General features: G+C 42.6%; 19 protein-coding genes and 1 pseudogene. 4 read left to right on the top strand and 16 right to left on the bottom strand.

What is annotated here, in order from left to right:
• Nucleotides 1–83 precede the first annotated feature (83 nt).
• The 3 genes from C9J47_RS12925 to sodB all read right to left on the bottom strand — a co-directional run bounded on the left by C9J47_RS12925 (nt 84) and on the right by sodB (nt 5,258).
• Nucleotides 84–3,182: an efflux RND transporter permease subunit gene (locus C9J47_RS12925; protein WP_107253915.1), complete on the bottom strand. Its 3,099-nt coding sequence runs from the start codon at nt 3,180–3,182 to the stop codon at nt 84–86.
• Nucleotides 3,182–4,366 (bottom strand): efflux RND transporter periplasmic adaptor subunit, encoded by a 1,185-nt coding sequence (locus tag C9J47_RS12920; RefSeq protein WP_107253914.1) that lies wholly within the window; start codon nt 4,364–4,366, stop codon nt 3,182–3,184. Before C9J47_RS12920 ends, C9J47_RS12925 begins: the two co-directional genes overlap by 1 nt.
• A 307-nt stretch (nt 4,367–4,673) precedes the next feature.
• Complete coding sequence (sodB, locus tag C9J47_RS12915; protein ID WP_011219237.1) at nt 4,674–5,258, bottom strand: superoxide dismutase [Fe]; 585 nt, start codon at nt 5,256–5,258, stop codon at nt 4,674–4,676.
• 259 nt (nt 5,259–5,517) lie between these two features.
• On the opposite strand from sodB, the gene C9J47_RS12910 reads away from it, so the two are divergent.
• On the top strand, nt 5,518–5,859 hold the full coding sequence (locus C9J47_RS12910) for a Grx4 family monothiol glutaredoxin (protein ID WP_006233051.1): 342 nt from the start codon (nt 5,518–5,520) through the stop codon (nt 5,857–5,859).
• Between the two features lie 82 nt (nt 5,860–5,941).
• On the opposite strand, the gene C9J47_RS12905 is transcribed toward C9J47_RS12910, so the two are convergent.
• Together C9J47_RS12905 and C9J47_RS12900 are read right to left on the bottom strand one after the other, a co-directional pair.
• On the bottom strand, nt 5,942–6,208 hold the full coding sequence (locus C9J47_RS12905) for a Rho-binding antiterminator (protein WP_107253913.1): 267 nt from the start codon (nt 6,206–6,208) through the stop codon (nt 5,942–5,944).
• A 176-nt stretch (nt 6,209–6,384) separates the two neighbouring features.
• Nucleotides 6,385–7,707 (bottom strand): Na+/H+ antiporter family protein, encoded by a 1,323-nt coding sequence (locus tag C9J47_RS12900; RefSeq protein ID WP_107253912.1) that lies wholly within the window; start codon nt 7,705–7,707, stop codon nt 6,385–6,387.
• A 305-nt stretch (nt 7,708–8,012) separates the two neighbouring features.
• On the opposite strand from C9J47_RS12900, the gene C9J47_RS12895 reads away from it, so the two are divergent.
• Nucleotides 8,013–8,618, top strand: coding sequence for a peroxiredoxin (locus C9J47_RS12895; RefSeq protein ID WP_107253911.1), 606 nt, complete (start codon nt 8,013–8,015; stop codon nt 8,616–8,618).
• Nucleotides 8,619–8,726: 108 nt separating this feature from the next.
• Here the strand turns inward: C9J47_RS12895 and C9J47_RS12890 are convergent, their stop codons facing one another.
• The 3 genes from C9J47_RS12890 to rnt form a co-directional block, all read right to left on the bottom strand.
• A complete protein-coding gene (locus C9J47_RS12890; protein WP_107253910.1) occupies nt 8,727–11,189 on the bottom strand; it encodes a VolA/Pla-1 family phospholipase in 2,463 nt (820 codons plus the stop codon).
• Nucleotides 11,190–11,221: 32 nt separating this feature from the next.
• On the bottom strand, nt 11,222–12,481 hold the full coding sequence (locus C9J47_RS12885; RefSeq protein WP_107253909.1) for an outer membrane protein transport protein: 1,260 nt from the start codon (nt 12,479–12,481) through the stop codon (nt 11,222–11,224).
• 434 nt (nt 12,482–12,915) lie between these two features.
• Nucleotides 12,916–13,587, bottom strand: a complete 672-nt coding sequence (gene rnt, locus C9J47_RS12880) for a ribonuclease T (protein WP_107253908.1) — start codon at nt 13,585–13,587, stop codon at nt 12,916–12,918.
• A 170-nt stretch (nt 13,588–13,757) separates the two neighbouring features.
• On the opposite strand from rnt, the gene motY reads away from it, so the two are divergent.
• The gene (gene motY / locus C9J47_RS12875; protein WP_107253907.1) at nt 13,758–14,648 is read left to right on the top strand and encodes a flagellar protein MotY; all 891 of its coding nucleotides are present in this window, start codon (nt 13,758–13,760) and stop codon (nt 14,646–14,648) included.
• Between the two features lie 169 nt (nt 14,649–14,817).
• Here motY and C9J47_RS12870 read toward each other — a convergent pair whose 3' ends face one another.
• On the bottom strand, nt 14,818–15,261 hold the full coding sequence (locus C9J47_RS12870) for a DUF2753 domain-containing protein (RefSeq protein ID WP_107253906.1): 444 nt from the start codon (nt 15,259–15,261) through the stop codon (nt 14,818–14,820).
• Between the two features lie 103 nt (nt 15,262–15,364).
• Complete coding sequence (locus C9J47_RS12865) at nt 15,365–15,976, bottom strand: superoxide dismutase (protein WP_107253905.1); 612 nt, start codon at nt 15,974–15,976, stop codon at nt 15,365–15,367.
• 163 nt (nt 15,977–16,139) lie between these two features.
• Here C9J47_RS12865 and C9J47_RS12860 point away from each other — a divergent pair, with 163 nt between their 5' ends.
• Nucleotides 16,140–16,478: a hypothetical protein gene (locus C9J47_RS12860; protein ID WP_107253904.1), complete on the top strand. Its 339-nt coding sequence runs from the start codon at nt 16,140–16,142 to the stop codon at nt 16,476–16,478.
• A 50-nt stretch (nt 16,479–16,528) separates the two neighbouring features.
• Here C9J47_RS12860 and gloA read toward each other — a convergent pair whose 3' ends face one another.
• The 6 genes and pseudogenes from gloA to C9J47_RS12830 form a co-directional block, all read right to left on the bottom strand.
• Nucleotides 16,529–16,921 carry a lactoylglutathione lyase gene (gene gloA, locus C9J47_RS12855; protein WP_107253903.1) on the bottom strand — a complete coding sequence of 131 codons (393 nt, stop codon included), beginning with the start codon at nt 16,919–16,921 and terminating at the stop codon, nt 16,529–16,531.
• 24 nt (nt 16,922–16,945) lie between these two features.
• On the bottom strand, nt 16,946–17,587 hold the full coding sequence (gene nth / locus C9J47_RS12850) for an endonuclease III (protein WP_107253902.1): 642 nt from the start codon (nt 17,585–17,587) through the stop codon (nt 16,946–16,948).
• A gap of 142 nt (nt 17,588–17,729) precedes the next feature.
• Nucleotides 17,730–18,431 carry an electron transport complex subunit E gene (locus tag C9J47_RS12845; RefSeq protein ID WP_107253901.1) on the bottom strand — a complete coding sequence of 234 codons (702 nt, stop codon included), beginning with the start codon at nt 18,429–18,431 and terminating at the stop codon, nt 17,730–17,732.
• On the bottom strand, nt 18,428–19,063 hold the full coding sequence (gene rsxG, locus C9J47_RS12840) for an electron transport complex subunit RsxG (protein ID WP_107253900.1): 636 nt from the start codon (nt 19,061–19,063) through the stop codon (nt 18,428–18,430). Before rsxG ends, C9J47_RS12845 begins: the two co-directional genes overlap by 4 nt.
• Before the next feature lie 10 nt (nt 19,064–19,073).
• Nucleotides 19,074–20,123, bottom strand: coding sequence for an electron transport complex subunit RsxD (gene rsxD, locus C9J47_RS12835; RefSeq protein ID WP_107253899.1), 1,050 nt, complete (start codon nt 20,121–20,123; stop codon nt 19,074–19,076).
• A gap of 3 nt (nt 20,124–20,126) precedes the next feature.
• A pseudogene (locus C9J47_RS12830) lies at nt 20,127–20,550 on the bottom strand (electron transport complex subunit RsxC); the annotation flags it as partial.

Genomic DNA, 20,550 nt, shown 5'->3' with positions numbered 1-20,550 from the left:
ACATAAATAAAAACGCCTGCACATGCAGGCGTTTTTGTTTGTTACCGAGAATAAGGTTTGTAATTGCTGGCCTTCATGTACCTTTAGCCTCTTAATATTTCTTTTGGTTCACGACTTTTTTTAAACAAATGCAGCATGTCTTTTTGCTTTAACTTCGCCATACCGACATAAGCCACAGGTACGACGAATAATGAAAAGAATGTCCCCGCTAATAATCCGCCAACTAATACCAACCCAATATTAATTCGCCCTAATGAGCCCGACCCAGAAGCTAGAGCGAGTGGTAAAGATCCTAAAATCATCGTTAATGATGTCATTAATATTGGGCGTAAGCGTGATTGCGCGCTGCTTAAAATAGCCTCAGCAGCGGATAACCCATTACTTCGTTGCTTATTGGCGAATTCAACTAAGAGTATGCCGTGTTTAGTGACCAGCCCGACCAATGTTAATAGCCCTATCTGGGAGTATATGTTCAGGCTTTGGCCGAAGACCCGCAGTGTTAGCAAGGCACCCACGATACACAGTGGTACTGTCAACAGGATGATTATAGGGTCGACAAAGCTTTCAAATTGCGCCGCTAATATCAAATAGATAAAGACAATGGCTAGCAAAAATAGTGCTTGGGTACCCGTCTGGGAATCGGTCAGATCTTTGACTATCCCGTTATATTGATAACCTTGAGAATCGCTTAACAATGTCGGTACTTGTTGGTCTATGTAGGTTTTGATATCACTCGCGGTATAGCCAGGCATCAGATCAGCAGTGATTTCTGCGTTGTCTTGCCCCATAAAAGTTTTAAAGTTCGATTCTGCTGTTGCCTGTTTAATCGAAACAAATTGAGACAAAGGCAGTGTTTGTCCTGATTCTGATGTTACATAAAGCTTATCCAGCACTTGAAAATCACCCAAGGCTTTACGGTTCACTTGTACTTGGATTGGGTAGGTGAACCCGTCATCAGCTTGTAAGTCTGCGGCTTTTACTGAGCCTAAAAAGGTCGATAATGCATTGGTCACATCACTGTAATTCACGCCTGAAAGAATAATCGCATTACGATCAATGGATAAATCGAAACGTAGCTGATCCCTTAGCATCGAGTTGTTGATATTTGTGAGCCCTGGGTAATCATCCAATAATTTTTCGACTTTACTGGCTGTATCAGAAAGCGCATCGGTATCTCTATCGAGTGTGGTTAATTCTAGAATGAGGTTGGTGGCAATATTTAAATTATCTGCCGAGCGAACGCTGAATGACATATCGTAGGCAGACACTGTTTTTCTGGCTTTTTCGATCAGCTCTTTGACAACATCCTCAGCACTGGTTGCTCGCTCTCCCCATGTTTTAAGCAATACATGGTTGGTGGGTGCCCCTTCTATATATGACAGGTTTGCCCCAATGGCAGCATTTCCATCCATTACGCTATTGAGCTCGGCGTTATGATCGAGGTGGTATTGGCGCCCAACCCCCGTCGGAGCAACCGATGTCACATCGATAAATCCAGTGTCTTCGGTTGGTAGCAATACGCGAGGCATGGTCCATAGAGCCATACCTGATAACACGACCAAGATTAATGCAATCGCAGACATAACGCGCTTGCGCTCAAACCACTTACGCAGCTCTTGGATATAGCGATTTGTTATTTGGTTTATGACACCATCGATAGCGGTAAACCATTTAGGCTGCTTAACCATAGGTTTGATCAAGTAGGCACTCATCATCGGTGACAGTGTTAATGCGACGATGCCTGAAATAATAACGGCAGCTGCCAATGTGAATGCGAACTGGCGGAACAAGTCAGCCGTTAAACCAGACATGAGGCCGATAGGTAAATAGACCACAGCCAGAGTCAGGGTCATGGCGATAACGGGGAAAATAATTTCTCGGCTGCCTTTAAGCGCAGCGTTGAAAGGAGTCTCACCATTTTCTACATGTCGGTAGCAGTTTTCCACCACCACAATGGCATCATCGACCACCAAGCCGATGGCTAAGATAATAGCGAGAATCGTTAAAACGTTAATGCTAAACCCCAGCCCAGCCATGACGGCAAAAACACCAATAACACACACCGGAATAGTAATGATGGGCACAGATGCTATACGGAAAGAGCCCATGAATAAGACAACAACCAAAGACACTAAAATAATCGCTTCTACGAGGGTAGAGAAACCTTCGTCAATGGCTGCCTTAATAAAATCGGCTTGGTTATACACCATTGTCATCTCCATACCATCGGGGAGATGTTGTTGCATGCGGTTGATTTCTGCTTTTACATTTTCAGCCACAGTGACAGGATTTTCGCTGCTTAGCGGTAAAATTTGTAAAGACATAGCAGGCTTGCCAGAAACACTCAGCAAGCTTGGCGTTAAGCTTTCTTCCCCCATTTCGACATTGGCGACATCGTTGACTCGAATAACATTGCCGTTATTGACACGTATAACAAGATCTTTTACATCATCAATGTTTTCAACTTGGTTGACGGGATTAATTGAGAAGTCTCGCGCTTCGCCCATAATCGTACCCGCTGTAAATGTCGCGTTATACGAACTCAAGGTACCGACAACATCTGCTGCTTTTATATTGAGTGCCATCATGCGCTCTGGGTTCAACCACACACGTACTGCTTTAGATGAACCACCATAAGGACCCCATACACCACCCACACCTTGTATTTGCTGAAATTGAGGAACCAGCTGCTGGCTAATGTAATCGTACATTTTTTGCTGATCGATACCACCAGTATTCACGAAGGTAACAATATTACTGGCAGCACTTGTATCTGATGAGTCATCAGTGACAGTGGGTTTGTCCGTCATACTGGGTGGAAAGTCGTTAATTGCCTCAACACTACTACGTAACTTGTTCATTAAGTTCGTGTATTCAATGTCATCGACATCATCGTTAAACAGAATGTTTAGCGAACAGCTGCCTTCTTGGCAATCGGTGCTCATGGTTTTAACGTTGTCGATACCGGTGGCGGCATCAATCAGTTTATCTGCCACATTACGTGACATAAATTCCGCACTGGCACCAGTAATTGAGGCACTTACCGTTGCTTTTGGTGTGCTATGTTCAGGGAAGTATTGAATGTCCAGTTTTTGGAATGAAATCACCCCCAATAACACGACGGCAATACTCAGTACTGAGGCAAATACTGGATGGCGAATGCATATTTCAGGTAGGCGCATTAGTTCACCTCGTTTGTTGGTGTTTCATTTGCCATAACCGATGTTGATTTAGCCGATATTGGTGCCACTGCTGCAGATGGTTCAACGGGTTCTGGTGTGAGTTCTGCTTCCGGCTTCACCGGTGCTGGAACCGCATTTTTTTTACCCGCTGGCTTATGGTTAATGACGGTGATAGGTGTGTTGATTTCAAGCTTTTGTTGACCAGTCGTTATAACCTGATCTCCTTCCTTTAGGCCTGTATCCACAATGACATAGCCGTCATTGGTATTTTTCCCCAATGTGACATCCTGTCTGGTCGTGCCACCATTGTTATAAAGCCAGACATAACGTTCGTCGTTTTGCGCCAATACCGAGTTTTGTGGCACGACGAGGTGTGAGTTACCTTTATGGAAAAGCTGTTTTACGTTAGCAAACATACCTGGGGCAAGACGATTATCTGGGTTATCAATACGGGCATGAATTTCTACACGCCCAGAGCTGACATCGACAGCAGGTGCGACATAATCAACCACACCTTCAAAGGTCGCTTCTTTAAACGCTTCCACCGTAACTGTTACCGTTTGTCCTTTAGCGGCTTTACCTAGATCGTTTTGGCTTATGGCGTATTTCACTTCAACAGGGTTGAGGTTATAGATGCTGACCAGTGTAGCCGATGCCGCGATATGGCTGCCGATAGACTGGGTAAAGCTAGAAAGCTGACCATTAAATGGTGCAATGATTTGATAATCACCTAATGCTGCTTTTTTCTGGCTAAAATCAGCTTTTGCTAGATTCACTTCTTCTTTCATTTCATCCACATCTTGTGGAGATAAAGCATCAGGCTGTTTGGCGAGCAAGTTTTGAATACGAGCAAGTTTGGTTTTTGCTAACCCTAAAGAGCTTTTGGCTTTATCGAAATCGGCTTTGGCCTTGGTGCTATCTAGTTCTGCAATTAGGTCGCCTTTTTTCACTGTATCACCATCTTTAAAGTGAATGGCGGTGATTTTTTCTCCGGCACTGAAAGTAAGCGCGGCAGAATCAATAGCATTAATCTTTCCCACTTCTTGAATAATGTCTTCAAAAGATCGCGTTGAAATGGTTTCAATAGTGACAGGAACAGGGGCTTGTTCATTGGCAATTGCAGCAGATATGGGTGACATTAATGAGCTCACAAGCAGTATGTTCGAAATGCTTTTTTTATTCATTTGTCGGGCTCTTTGAATATTTTATTTTTAATAAGAGCTTTTTTTTACGTGCTATGACGGTGGGGAATGTCAGGCAAAGGTTAAAAAATATGCCGGAATGTAAGTTTTTATTTTTCTGAAGCTTACATGAACTGAATATGAATAGATTGGTAATTAAGCATACAGGTGAGGTTATAAATCAGGCCAAAAGTATTGTTGGACTTGATAGTAAAACTCCCCTTATTATTAAGAGATAAAAAGACAGCTATAAAAAAGCCTGCAATTAAGCAGGCTCTGTTGGCAATAATTGATCCGCAATGAAGCGATATTATGCCGCTAGGTTCTTCGCTACGAATTCCCAGTTTACTAGTGACCAGAAAGCAGCCATGTAATCAGGACGAACGTTACGGAAATCGATGTAGTAAGCGTGTTCCCATAGATCAACCGTAAGAAGAGGAGTAACACCTTCTTCTGTGATTGGAGTACCAGCATTAGATGTGTTTACGATTGCTAGAGAGCCGTCAGCGTTCTTAACAAGCCAAGTCCAAGAAGAACCGAAGTTGTTGATTGCTGAATCAGTGAATTTCGCTTTGAATTCTTCGAAAGAACCGAATGCTTTAGCGATAGCGTCTGCTACTTCACCCGTTGGTTCGCCGCCAGCGTTAGGGCTTAGGCTGTGCCAGTAGAACGTGTGGTTCCAGATCTGAGCTGCGTTGTTAAATACACCACCAGTTGAAGTCTTGATAATTTCTTCAAGAGATTTCTCTGCTAGATCAGTACCTTCAACAAGGCCGTTTAGCTTAACAACGTAAGTGTTGTGGTGCTTACCGTGGTGGTATTCTAGCGTTTCTTGAGAGATATGTGGCTCAAGAGCGTTGATTGCGTACGGTAGAGCTGGTAATTCAAATGCCATTGCTCAATTCTCCATTTGGTATATTTGAGAGGGTCAAGCCCTCGACATTGCTTCCGGCAGACTTCAAACGAGCCTGCATTATTTTTCTAAACTGACGAGTTTTATTTTAGCAAGTTTTTACTTTATTAAAAGCCCTAAACGCTAATAATCGTCATGTAATATATCCTTACAGATAATAGGCGTTTTTTTCCAGTCCGTGACAAAGTAGAATGTGACTGTTATAAGACCCTATATAAGCAAATTGTTGTAAGAGGAAGCTATGGAAACCATCGATAAGATTAAGCAGCAGATTTCAGAAAACCCAATTCTGCTGTACATGAAAGGCTCTCCAAAACTACCAAGCTGTGGTTTTTCATCTCAAACGTCACAAGCGCTAATGTCATGTGGTGAGAAGTTTGCTTACGTCGATATTCTTCAAAACCCAGACATCCGTGCAGAACTACCTGTTTACGCACAATGGCCAACTTTCCCACAATTGTGGATCGAAGGTGAGCTAATTGGTGGTTGTGATATCGTTCTGGAAATGTTCCAGAAAGGTGAACTTCAGCCGCTAATCAAAGAAGCTGCTGTACGTCGTGATGGCGAAGCTGCTGCTGAGTAAGCGCTAATATATTCCCCCCTTCTTTTAGGTGGGGTTATGTATACAAAGCCCCGCAGGTTGGGGCTTTGTTGTATCTGGCTGTTTAGCTACCTGCAATTAATTCCCGCCCGAATTCAGCATTCGCAGTGAGTGGGGTAATAGCAATAATGGTATCTAAGCGTATTGATTGCGATTGTCCATCTTGCTCTATGATTAACCATTCTGTTTTATCTGCTTGGGTTTTGGTGTCAATCGCCGTGCCGACCAAAGTTGTCTGATCATTGAGTTCGATAGAAAGCAGATAACGTCGCATACAAGCAATCTCGATAAAGTCGTACCGTTGGCATTGAATCGGTTGGTAATCACTCATATGCGTCCTGTGATTTTGTCAGTAGATATATAACCAAGTTACCTCAAGATGTTCGTATCCGCGAGAATTTGTTGGGATATAGGCTAGGCAAAGGTTAACAATCGACAGGTAAAAAAAATCCGCCCCTTAAAGGACGGATTCAGATGTTATGTTTGCCTATGTTATTTAACCAAAGGCTATAGAACCATTGATGCTAACCAACCAAATGCGATAAGTGGCAGGTTGTAGTGTAGGAACGTTGGAACCACTGTTTCCCAAACGTGTTCATGCTGACCATCAGCATTCAAACCCGCTGTTGGCCCTAACGTTGAATCAGATGCCGGTGAGCCCGCATCACCCAACGCAGCCGCTGTACCAACAAGCGCGATTGTCGCCATTGGTGAGAAACCAAAGGTTAGGCACAAAGGAACATAAATCGTGGCAAGAATAGGGATAGTTGAGAACGAAGAACCAATGCCCATCGTCACAAACAGGCCAACAACCAGCATCAATAATGCCGCTAGTGGTTTGTTATCACCAATAACAGTAGCAAGAGAACTAACCAGTGTTTCAACACCACCTGTTGCTTTCATTACTGAAGCAAACCCGGCAGCTGCAATCATGATAAAGCCGATCATTGCCATCATGTGTACACCTTTAGTGAACACATCATGCGTTTCCTTCCACTTAATCACACCACCAAATGTGAACACCATGAAACCAGCAAGACCACCAATAATCATCGATCCGCTATATAGTTGAGCACCTAGTGCTGCAAAAATAGCGACGACCGCAATATAGACATGGCGCAGGTTAATTTCTTTGTGTTCGGGCTCGTTAGCTAGAATTTTTTCTTCAGAATACTCGCGCGGCTTGCGGTAAGTGACAAATGTTGCCAAAAGTAGGCCGAAAATCATCCCAGCAGCAGGTAAAAGCATCGCCACGGGTACTTGGCTTGCGGTTACATCTAGCCCGTTATCATGCAGGTTCTTCAACAAAATGTTGTTAAGGAAGATGCCGCCAAAGCCAACAGGTAGAACCATATAAGGTGTTACTAAACCAAACGTTAGTACACATGCAATTAAACGACGGTCTAATTTTAACTTAGCAAAAACATGCAGTAGCGGTGGAATAACAATCGGAATAAACGCGATATGCACCGGAATAACGTTCTGAGAAGAGATAGCCAGTAAAACTAAAATGATAAGAACGCTATATTTAACGCCAGTTGCTGCTGCTGCATTCTCATGTCCACTAATGCGTTTGATGACTTTTTGAGCCAATACATCAGTAATACCAGAGCGGGAAATAGCGACAGCAAAAGTACCAAGCATTGCGTAGCTTAATGCCGTCGTTGCACCGCCACCTAGGCCGCCTTCAAATGCAGATACTGCTTCGGTTAATGGCATACCACCAATTAAGCCGCCGATTATGGCACTAAAGGTAAGCGCAACTACTACATTAACCCGCATGAGCGCGAGTAAAAGCATGACGCATACCGAAATTACTACAGGGTTCATAAAACTAAGATCCATCGTTGTGTTATGTCATAGGTGAAAAGCAGAGAATTATTAATTATGTGATGCACTTAATTATTTTTCTCATTTTTTTATTATATTTTGAGCTGTTCTACTCAAAAACAATCAGTTTGCTGGAATTTTCTCACATGTCGAGTAAAAGTTGATACTCGTACGGAATTTTATTGGCATTGTGCCAAGTGTCTTAGTCTTGTCATCTTCACGACGCTATACTGAGATTTACTGTATTGGTAGACAGAACATAACGTTACTGTCGATTTCAACGTTAAAAGTTAATGGAGTTAACCATGAGTGTATTAGTAGGTCGTCTGGCACCTGATTTTACTGCAGCCGCAGTGCTTGGTAATGGTGAAATTGTTGATAGTTACAACTTGCTTGAAAATATCAAAGGTAAAGCCGCCGTTATTTTCTTCTACCCACTAGATTTTACGTTTGTATGTCCATCAGAATTGATTGCCTTTGATAAGCGTTATGCTGATTTCCAAAGTAAAGGTGTCGAGGTTATTGGCGTATCTATCGATTCTCAGTTCTCGCACAACGCATGGCGTAACACACTAGTAGAAGATGGCGGCATTGGCGAAGTACAGTACCCACTAATTGCAGATACCAAGCATGAAATTTGCAAAGCTTATGATGTTGAACATCCTGAAGCTGGCGTTGCGTTCCGTGGTTCATTCTTGATCGATAAAGAAGGTATGGTTCGCCACCAAGTGGTGAATGACTTACCGCTGGGTCGTAATATTGATGAAATGCTACGCATGGTTGATGCACTTCAATTCCATGAAGAACATGGCGAAGTGTGCCCAGCACAGTGGGAAAAAGGTAAAGAGGGTATGGATGCATCACCAGCAGGTGTCGCGGCATACTTATCAGAGCACACCGACGATTTGTAATCGTACTGGTGTAAACGCTGAATAATTCGTTAATGTTTTGATGATGCGTAAATAGATAAAAAGAAGGCTAGCCACATGGACTAGCCTTTTTAGTTTTAAGAAGCGAATTTATGGTGTCGTTGTTAGAATACCACCGTTGTTGTTAACTGTAAGGGTGGTACCATCGCCATTAATCAGGCTAGCTACATGCTCTTGCATTTCAAGGGTCGCAGGTTTGCCTGGGGGAAGTGACGTTTCTTGCATGAAACTAGTGTGACTTCCTACAGTGAAGAAGGCTGCCGTTTTCAGTGGTTTGTCTCCTGTAACATTATCTATTGTTGGAGTTAATCCCAGCTGTGCTTCTGATACAAGGTTTAAAGTACCTGCAAATGCTGAGTAGGGTTTCATGATATCAGTCCCCTCAACCGTTGCTCTTGGTGTCAGATAATTGGGGATAGTACTGTCATCAATAGTCATCGACATATAAACAGGCGTTTGTTCACTAATAAGTGGCGCGTGATTGAGTGGGTCGACTGTATCCAAGATAGTTTGAGAAGCATATGCAAATTCGCTGTATAAGCTATAAATAGATTCGAGTTGGCTGAGTGACTCATTACTACCACTATTCACTAGCGATCGTTCGTATAGTCCATAACAAGTTGCCATTTGTATCAAGCCTGAGTTACTACATACCGCCGCAAATTCATCACTGCTTGCCGAAAGTAAAGTACCTTTGACAAAGTTACCAAATGAGCCTGACTCAAGAAGTAAATAGGGAATACCAGCTCCTGGGTTTGCGAGCGCAAACTTATTGATATTAAAGAGCAACGGGTCTGTTTCTTCATTGACCGTACGATTGGCAACATAGGCCAAATCAATACCTGTAATTGCCCCTAGAGAGTGACCAACAAAATTAACGCCTTTGGTTGGGCTAAGCCAGTTGAGTTCACTGGTTGGATCGATAACACCGGCTTCTATCTCAGCTGCAATCCTTGCAAACTGAAGACCGATAGCTACGCGCAGGTTGATTTGATCTGTAATGCTCTGACGAATATTATCCCGACCAACAGGAAGATATAGTAAGTTCAGAAAGATGCTTGGATCTGTTGAAGCATTAACTGTGCTTCCATCTGGAAGTGAGATGCCTCGAGTGCCATGTAGCGGTAGGTCGATTGCGAAGATGGCGTTACATGAATTACTAATAATTTCATCGGGAAGATTACTGGTTTGCAATGTATCTTTGTCGGCGGTTATTCCGTGTTGGAAAATAGTCACTTGGTTAGCGCCCACAGCCTGACAAGCTGAGCCATCTGGCGGTGTGATAAGTGTATATTCTACTTGTTGAACCGATTTAAGTTTGGGCACCGGACTATAACGAGTAATCAGGCGCTCTTCATCTAAAGGCTTGCCATCGGACAGGATGATATCTTGACCTGTTAACAGTGGTAGGATTCTCAGCTGAATCTCTGGGTTTGTTGCAATTTTTTCGAGATCTTCAAGCGTGATTTCAAGTTCAGTTAGCTTAGCCATCACAATGGCTTTGTCAGCATCTGGGCCATTTTCAAGTACATACTGGATACTGGCAAGGCTAGGCATGCCGCTCTGCCAAGGTGTTGAAGCAAACTTTGCAGCATCTGTTTCTAGATAGTAAGGCAGGTAGACATTACCTTTGTATACGTCTTTATTATTATCTGAAGCAGCAGTATCTTTAATAGGGGTTGTCATGGTAAGTAGCTTTGAGAGATCTTCAGAAGACACGTCCGTACTAATTGCTGTGCCTGTCCAGACTTTATCTGCTCCTTTTTGCAATGCTAGAGCTGAGGCCGCTTTTGCTGCATACATCACATCACCAGCTGATGCAGTTGTAAACCAGTTAGAGAAGATGATTTTATCTTTATCTATTCCAGCTGCAGCAAAAGTTGCTTCACTTAAATGGGCAACTTTTTGTGCAGGCTCTAGTGCCATATCTGGTGTTGGGGTAGTTGATTTTAATACAGCATAAGTGCTGCTCATTCCTACTGGGTTACCTTTTTCATCCTTAAGATCAGATGTAACAGCAAACTGGTACTGGCTAGCGGGCTTGAGAGGTTTTAAGAAGATAATTGTCAGTGTTTTACCTGATGCACTAACTATGAAATCACCATTAGCAACCGTTAATGGTGTAGGGGAGGTATTGGCATAATCCGATGAACTTGGGTCACCCGTTTCTAGAAGATAAAAACCATCTTCAGCAGTTTCAGCATTAAGGTTATTGCCTGTAAACTCAATAATTATTGGTTGGTTTGTGCTCCAGCCATCCGTTTTGCCAAGTGCAACGGCAGGGTTAGAAATATCCGTTGAGTACCCTTCTGTACCGACATCGCCATCCGTTTTTATCGTGCCGTCAAAACTGTCCATTGCAAGGTAAGTTGGTGTAACGATAACAGGTTTTGAAGGATCACTAACAAGGTCGAAATTAATTTTTGTTTCTGCTTTTAAACTTTCACCAATATTTGGATTTAATGTTGGGTCACCAGAAGTGGTGGCATCATCACCACACGCAGTTAAGCCAAGCGTTGAAGCAACGAGCAAAGCAAGTAATTTTTTATTCATGAAATTTTTCCTTAAAGATCTTATCGCGAGAATTAGAATTTGTAGTTAACTTGTGCTGCACCTAGCCACGCATAGTTTTTGCCACTAAATTCATACTCTCTGCCATCGACATACTCTTCCTTAAATGTGTCGCTCTTGCCGTAAAGGTATGTGACACCGAGATCAAATGATAAGTCATTGTTATAAAGGTAAGTAAAGCCAGCTGAATACCAGTAACGGTCAGTATCAGGGATGCTTAATGTGGCCTTACCTGCTTGCTCATCAAACGCGAAGCCTGTACGGAGTATCCATTCAGGGTTAAGGGTATATGTTGCACCGATGGAGTAGCGGAAGTTATCGTCATAATCTTCTTCTTTGAGCAGACAGGTATTATTTATACAGTCATCACTTGTTGCTTTAAGTTCGGTAAATTTGCTCCATTGAGTCCATTGAACACCATAGTGCACAGCCCATTGCTTTGATAATTGGTGAAAACCACCAATTTCAGCAATTGCAGGAAGAGGGACTTTTAGAACACCATCAACGGTGGCCGGGTTGGTTGGGGAAGCACCCGCAACACCACTACCTTGATAATCAGTGAATTTACCTTCGAACTCTAAATCTACTTGCGAGCGGTAGCTAAAACCAAAGCGGTTATTTTCATCTAATTCCCATAAGGCACCAATATTCCACCCCCATTCCCACGTATCACCCTGAAGATTGATAAGTGTTTGGCTTGGTTCAGTGTCATATATAGGTGCAAGGCTTCCGAAATTACGGTTTAATTCCGCATCGGCATAAACAAGAGATACACCAGCACCAACACTGAAATGTTCATTTATTCGCCATGAGATGTTGGGATTAATATTTAGGGTGATTAGATCGGTCATGCCTGCTAAAGCACCGAAATTTGCATCTGCGGGGTAGTCGGTTGCGAATCCATAATTCGAAAATATCCCAATCCCCCAAGCTAATTGATCGTTAATCGGTTGAATAAAATAACCAGCTGGCACAGCAGCAAAGGGGGCAACATTATTGTACGTTTGGCTTGGAGTGCTATCAACAGTAGATATGTCAACGGAAGGGTCAATCAGAGATAAACTACCTGAAAACTCCATGCGTTCAAACATGGCCATCGCTGCGGGGTTGCGTGCAAGAACAGATGCGTTATCTGCTACTGCAACTTCACCTGAGAATGCTCGGCCAAGGCCAGATGCAGAGTGTTCATTAACTTGGAAGCCCGCTGCATTTACATTAAGTGACATGAAAGCGGCTGTTACGGCAATAGCACTGAATTTTATATTTTTGGACATTATTATTTTGCCTCTTTATTCGCTTCTTTATTTAGCTTCTTGTTCTTCATTCCATGAAGGAAAAACAACTCAATTTTATTGAGCTTCAACAATGTTCAGATAAATAGAGCCATGTTAAGCGCGCTGAAAGGAAAGGATGCCATCTAGGTATAGATGCGTCATATCCATATGATGCAAAGTGATTATGCTTGCGCGATTAGTCTCTCATGGACATAACCTAAAACAATATGAAACACAGTTATGGAGTATAAAGAGGAAAGTTTTAAATGTTAACCCGATGTAAATCACTGTTTTTAATATTGATGGGCAATTGAGCAGTATTCGATTAAATTGCGTTTTAAACGTTTGTTTTAAATAAAACGATCGTTTGGAATTATAGATCTAAAAGCCCAGCAGTGCTGGGCTCATAGGAGGTCTGATGAGTTTTGGGTGTTTTAATTTTGAGACTTTTCGTTTTCTTCTGTTTGAGATTCAAAAAGCGGCCATCCGCCTAATTTTTTCCATTTGTTAACAATCTCACAAAATAGTTCTGCTGTACGCTCTGTATCGTATAGGGCAGAGTGTGCTTCTTTGTTATCAAATGCGACGCCAGCCGTCTTACAGGCTTTCGCTAAAACAGTTTGACCGAATGCTAAACCGCTTAATGCGGCAGTGTCGAAAGTGGCAAAAGGGTGGAAAGGATTGCGTTTTAGACGGGCACGTTCTGATGCTTCCATTACAAAGCTATGGTCGAAGTTAGCATTGTGCGCAACCATGATCGCACGTGAGCAATCAGCGGCTTTTTGTTCTTTACGTATTTGCTTATAGATTTCTTTTAATGCCGTTTCTTCAGACACAGCGCCACGTAATGGGCTGAACGGGTCACGAATGCCATTAAATTCTAATGCTTCTTTATGTAAAACTGCGCCTTCAAAGGGTGCTACATGAAAGTGAATGGTTGACGCTGGTTTTAACCAACCATCTTCATCCATTTGTAATGTAACGGCACAGATTTCAAGTAGGGCATCAGTTTTAGAATTAAAGCCGGCAGTCTCAACGTCAATGACTACGGGGAAGTAGCCGCGGAAGCGACTTTTTAATGTATTTAGTTCGTTTTGTTCGCTCATAACACTGCTGTCGATAAAAAATAGGCTGGCATTATGTCAGATTCAGAAGTCTAGCTAAACCTTCTGGTTACAAATGTTCATAATCTGACGGTGATCGACTAAAGATTTTTGAATTAAATTCGATACAATAGGAAGTAGCGCAAAAGCCCTGTTGTTAGATTTGGAAAAGCATGAATACATTTTTTAAAATTGTTTGTTTAAATGCTTCGGTATTAACGAGTTTAGTATTAAGTCCGTCAGTCATGGCTGCTAAACAATATGTGGCGACACCAGCACAATCAAGCTGGAAAGTTGCAGTCGATACGCCACTTGAATGCCGTATGATTCATGCTATTCCAAGTTATGGAGAGGCTCAATTCACGTCAAAGGCGGGGAAAAAAATCAATTTAGATTTTGAGCTTAAAATGCGCCGCCCTATGGGTGAAACACGCAATGTCAATTTGGTGTCAATGCCTGCGCGTTGGATGCCGGGTGAAGCGGCTGAACCGATAACGCAGATCCAATTTTTTAAGCAGTTCGATGGTTACGTCGGTGGTCAAATGGCGTGGGCAATGTTATCTGAGCTTGAAAGTGGGCGTTATCCTACGTTCAGTTATAACGATTGGCAGCATCGAGATAAAATGATTGAAGTAGGGCTTTCAGCGGTGTCTTTTCAAGCGCCATATCAGCAATTTAGCGTCTGTCTAGATAACCTGCTTCCATATAGCTTTGAAGATATCGCTTTTACTGTGTTGCATTATGATATGGATAGCGATGAATTGAATAAACCTTCTCAGCGGCGTTTAGCTCAAATTACAGATTTTGTGCGTTACAGTGATGATATTGATTTGGTGTTACTAGCGACCTACAGCGATTCTACAGGTGGTACCAATGTGAATCAGAGCTTATCTGAACGCAGAGCAAAGAAATTGGAAGAATACTTTATGTCGCTAGGGCTACCTAAAAATCGTATTCAAGTCGAAGCGTATGGTAAGCGTCGTCCAATAGCAGATAACGATACCCCAATAGGGCGTAATAAAAACCGTCGTGTTGTTATCTCGTTGGGTAGAACAATTATTTAATACGTATTTCACTATAGCTGGTGGCTTATTGACGATAGTAGAAAGAGTTTCGTGTGTATAACGCGAAACTCTTTTTTATTGAGGTGATATTTTTGCTTAATGTTGTTCTTTGTATCACTCTTACTACCCTGTAGCCTCGTTTTGTCCCCTTGCTTATTCATAACGGGTATTAATGCAGTCGAAATTTAGCAATTAATTCACATTGGTTGCTCGTACTGATGTGAGAGAGCTGCTTTGCAATAATAGGGTTTGGATGGCGCTTTAAAAATTCAATTAATGCTGAACGGCAACATCCGATGGTTTCAATAAAAGCATCACATTCTTTTCTTGGGCATTGTGGGATCAGCGACATCACTTGCTCAGATGCAAGCTGAAGATATTTGAGCTCATAATCACTGTCTCCATTCTTACGCCAAAAGTCGGCAAGGTTATGGCATGAAACTACCTTAATGGTAAGCAGATCTTCTAACTCATCACGTGTACCATGAATCGGTTCAAGCTGCTGAGATTCAGCTAAAGCAAGTTGATAATGAATAATAGACATCATAGGTTTGTTACTGTTTTCGGCTTCCGTTGCTAGTAGCGTATGTGTTTCCCACCTTGAAACGTCCATGGTTTTTCCCTTTTTTAACCCCAACGTTGAGACGTAAAGGGGGCGTGATATTAACGGTAATTTATATTAATCAGCACTCATTCTTGTGGAGTAAAACTGCTGATTACTGTTGTAATATATCTAAGTAGTGCTGCGAGACTTGCTCCCAATCGACCACATTCCACCAAGCATTGATATAATCAGGGCGTTTATTTTGATAGCTGATGTAATAAGCATGCTCCCATACATCAAGGGCTAGAATTGGCTCGCCGCGGTTGTCTGCAATATCCATTAAAGGATTATCTTGATTGCTCGTTGCCGAGATCTCTAATCGCCCCTCGACAACGGAAAGCCAAATAAATCCGGAACCAAAGTGGTTTGTTGCTGCATTAGAAAATGCTTCTTTAAATAATTCAAAATTACCGAAGTGGCAGTAAATTGCTTCAGCGAGTAAGCCTGAAGGTTGGCTGCCTCCTGCTGGTGACATACATTGCCAGTAAAGATTGTGGTTAAAGAAACCGCCACCATGGTTTCTTACTGCTGGTGAATGTGATGAGACATTGGCAAAGATAGTATGTAGTGGCTGGGTTTCAAGCTCTGTTCCGGCAATGGCAGCAACGAACTTATCAAAGTACGTTTTGTGATGACGGCTATAGTGGATCTCTACCGTTTTTTTATCGATATAAGGTTCAAGTGCATCATAAGCATAAGGTAACTTTGGAAAGCTAAAAGGCATAAAAGAGACTCCCTTGATTATTCCTATACATGGTAATGATAATCACTCCCATTAACAACCATAACTTTTTTGAGATTATTAACTATGATTAGGTTGGACCCAGTGATGAATATTGTGTTAATCATCGCTGAAACATATAACTAAGAAGAAAGAGTGGTGTGAAATGAAGAAAATTATTTTATTGCTAATGGTGTGCTCATTTTCCGTTTTTGCTGACGATAAAGCGGTGGTTGGTAGTGACGCGACTGAAGCGCTAGAGCAAGTTACCAGTGAAGTGACTTCAGAGTTAATCACGGTAGAGCGAGCAGAAGAGCTAGGTTTAAACCGAGCAATAACCTATGAAGTATTCAGTACTGTCAGTGTTGATAATTTAGAGCATAACATTGCCGAAAGAGTGAAAGAGTCGAAAGTACCTTTTTATTCCGTAGAGTTTAATGAAGCAACACAGAGCGACAGCAATTACCGTGCTGAAGTAACGGAATATTTTAGTAAAGTTGAATAATCTATACACTAAAATCAAAAAAGCCCGATGATCTCGGGCTTTTTATCGAATTATGCGCGTTGGATTAGTTCGATTTTGTAACCATCAGGGTCGGTCACAAAGGCAATATGTGTGTTGCCGCCTTTAACAGGGCCAGGCTCGCGAGTTACATTGCCGCCAGCAGCTTTAATGGCATCACACGTTGCATAGATATCTTCAGTGCCAATAGCTATGTGACCAAAAGCGTCGCCCATTTCATATTCAGTTGTTCCCCAGTTATAGGTCAACTCAATAACAGCACCTTGCGATTCATCACCATATCCGACGAAAGCAAGTGTGTATTTATAGGCTTCATTTTCACGCTTACGAAGTAAATCCATGCCCATTACATTGGTATAAAAATTAATTGCGCGGTCTAGATCACCGACGCGAAGCATTGTGTGAAGAATACGTCCATTAGCCATGTGTTACTCCAGTGCGTTTTAAGATTATTCGTCAGGGTATATTTTGTCTTTGAATTCACAGAGGTCTTCAATAATACAGCTGCCACAGCGAGGTTTACGTGCTATGCAGGTATAACGTCCGTGTAGAATTAACCAATGATGCACATCTACTTTGAATTCTGTTGGCACGACTTTAAGCAGTTTTTCTTCTACTTGGTCAACGTTTTTACCCATGGCAAATTTGGTACGATTCGATACACGAAAGATATGGGTATCAACGGCAATTGTTGGCCAGCCAAACGCGGTATTTAGCACTACATTTGCTGTTTTTCGCCCAACACCTGGCAGTGCTTCTAGCGCTTCACGATCTTCTGGAATTTCACCATTGTGCTTATCAAGTAAAATCTTGCAGGTTTTAATGACGTTTTCAGCTTTGGAGTTAAATAACCCAATGGTTTTAATATACTGCTTAACCCCCTCTACACCTAAATCGAAGATGGCTTGTGGTGTATTCGCGATAGGGTAGAGTTTATCTGTCGCCTTGTTAACACTCACATCTGTCGCTTGAGCTGATAAGAGAACAGCAATGAGCAGCTCAAAGGGAGAGTTCCACTTTAACTCTGTTTCAGGCTGAGGATTTTCTGTTCGTAAGCGTTCTAGAATTTGGATACGTTTTTGGTTGTTCATTGCTTGCTTCCTGGCTGCACCGCAAGTGGCTTGTTATCACATTAACTAACGTAGGGAGGAAGTGATGGGCGGTTGAGTCGCCCATCATGTGATAAATGTTTTGCGGTTTACTTTGTACGATTAACAACAATACGAATTGGCTCTAATTGGCTGATGTAATTCGTGCTCGTTCGATTTCTGGCTTTTTCTCGGCAGTTAACGCGTTTTTCTCTTCACGTTTCTTATCGATCACATTTTTTAACGCAATCATGAAGCCGACACCTAGGAATGCGCCAGGTGGCAGCATGGCAAGCAAGAAGCTGCTGTCAAAGCTGAATACCTCAATACGCAGTGACGAAGCCCAATCACCCAGTAGACGATCTGCACCATCGAAGAGTGTACCGTTACCTAAAATCTCACGCATGGCACCTAGTACAACGAGCACTGCTGTCATGCCTAGCCCCATCCATAATCCATCTAAGACTGCGGGAATTGGGTCGTTTTTAGAGGCAAATGCTTCGGCACGACCAATAATAATACAGTTAGTCACAATCAATGGAATGAAGATTCCTAATGATTGGTATAAACCATAAGTGTATGCATTCATTAGTAATTGTACGCATGTTACTAAGGCTGCAATGATCATTACAAATACTGGAATACGGACTTCTGATGGGATCCATTGACGTACCAAAGATACGATCAAATTAGAACCCACTAAAACCGCTGTTGTCGCTAAACCTAAACCAAGGGCATTGGTTACTGTTGCCGACACAGCTAATAATGGGCACAAACCTAATAGTTGTACAAGGGCAGGGTTATTGACCCACATGCCATTTTTCATTAATTCTTTATTTGTACTCATGATTTACCCTGACAGTTTAGAGGTTGACTGAGTAGTTCTTGCTGGTAGCGTTCAAAGTATAGTGAAACATTCTTCACCGCCTTTACAACGGCACGCGGTGTGATCGTTGCACCAGTAAACTGATCGAACTCACCACCGTCTTTTCTTACAGCCCATGCAGGATCTTTTTCACCTTGCAACTTCTTACCTGTAAAGGCATAGATCCAATCAGTAATACGGGTTTCGATTTTATCGCCTAAACCGGGTGTTTCATTGTGTTGTAGAACCCGAACACCTGTTACATAACCCGCCATGTCTAAACCGACAATCAGTTTAATCGCACCACTGTAACCATCGGGTGCTATGGCTTCTATGGCAACACCCGTAGGTTTCCCATTTTTTTCCGCTATGTATGCTGGCATGGGAGCAGCTGTACCGATATATTGCTGGTTAGTAATGAGTGTGCAACTTTTATACAGCTCATTGTCATGATTGGCTGCTGGAATCACCTGATTAAGAACTTTTAGCAGCTCTTTTTGCTGTTGTTCTAGAATTTTATCTTCTGTCAGTAAGTGGGTGACTGACACTAATGCTGTTGCCAATAAGGCAAATATCGCTAGCACTCCACCATTTTTTTTCATTGCATTTAGCATGGTAGCGCTCCTAAGAATGACCGAAAGTACGAGGTCGGGTGTAATAATCAATCAGTGGTACACACATGTTGCCAAGTAAGACCCCAAATGCGACCCCATCAGGGAAGCCACCCCAAGTTCGAATAAGGTAAACCAGGAGCCCAATGAGTGCGCCAAAGATGATGCGTCCTTTCACTGTCGTTGATGCCGAGACGGGATCGGTCGCAATAAAGAATGCCCCTAACATGGTTGCACCAGAGAATAGGTGGAAGATAGGAGAAGCAGTCCCGTCAGGATTTAATACGTAGGCAATACTGCTAATCACAAATAGCGCACCTAGCATTCCTGCTGGAATTTGCCATTGGATAATGCGCATTTTCAGCATGATTAAACCACCAATCAAGAAACCAATATTGACCCACTCCCAGCCTATACCTGCAATGGATCCATAGATTGGGTTTGCTAATGTTTCAGAGGCCGTTAGCCCTGTGGTTAATGATGTTTTGAATGTATCAAGTGGTGTTGCCATTGTTACGCCATCGACTGACATGCGTAGCTGATGAACACTAAAGCCATCTTGAGTGAACCCTGTAAAAACAGAATATACACTATCAATTAATGATACTGGCTCGGCACTTAATGACGCCGGTGGTAACCATGTTGTCATTTGTACTGGAAAAGAAATAAGCAGTACTACATAGGCCACCATTGCTGGGTTAAAGAGGTTTTGCCCTAGGCCGCCATAGAGATGTTTGGCGATAAGAATGGCAAAAATCACCCCAATTACCGTGATCCACCATGGTGCTAAAGGTGGAATAGATAAGCCCAATAAAAGACCGGTTAGTAATGCACTATTATCTCGAAGATAAGGCATTACTGGGCGTTTTCTTAATTTAACAATGACAGCTTCAGTGACAACTGCAACGGAAGACGCCAACAGAACTTGGATTAACGTACCCCAGCCAAAAAAGAACCATTGTGCAGCTACACCGAAAACGGTGCAGAAAATAACGGTACGCATAATGCTGCTGGTACTGCGACGATTATGGGTATGCGGAGAACTGGCGATTTTGAAAGCCACGGCTTAATTATCCTTGTTATTCGGTTGAGCTTCTTTTTCTGCTTGTTGTGCCGCTTTACGGGCTTTCGCACGTGCAACGGCAGCAGCAATAGCGGCTTTCTTCGGGTCGACTTCGGCTTCTACCGTTGAAGCAGATTCTGTGTTAGAGCTAGAGTCAGGTTCTGCTGTATCAGCTTGTTGCGCTGCTTTACGGGCTTTCGCACGTGCAACGGCAGCAGCAATAGCGGCTTTCTTCGGATCGACCTCGGCTTCTACCGTTGAAGCAGATTCCGTGTTAGAGCTAGAATCAGGTTCAGCAGCATCAGCTTGTTGCGCTGCTTTACGGGCTTTCGCACGTGCAACGGCAGCAGCAATAGCGGCTTTCTTCGGATCGACCTCGGCTTCTACCGTTGAAGCAGATTCCGTGTTAGAGCTAGAATCAGGTTCA

The sequence above is a fragment of the Photobacterium indicum genome (assembly GCF_003026215.1).
Taxonomy (GTDB): Bacteria; Pseudomonadota; Gammaproteobacteria; order Enterobacterales; family Vibrionaceae; genus Photobacterium; species Photobacterium indicum.
This window is presented reverse-complemented; position numbering and strand designations above follow the sequence as displayed.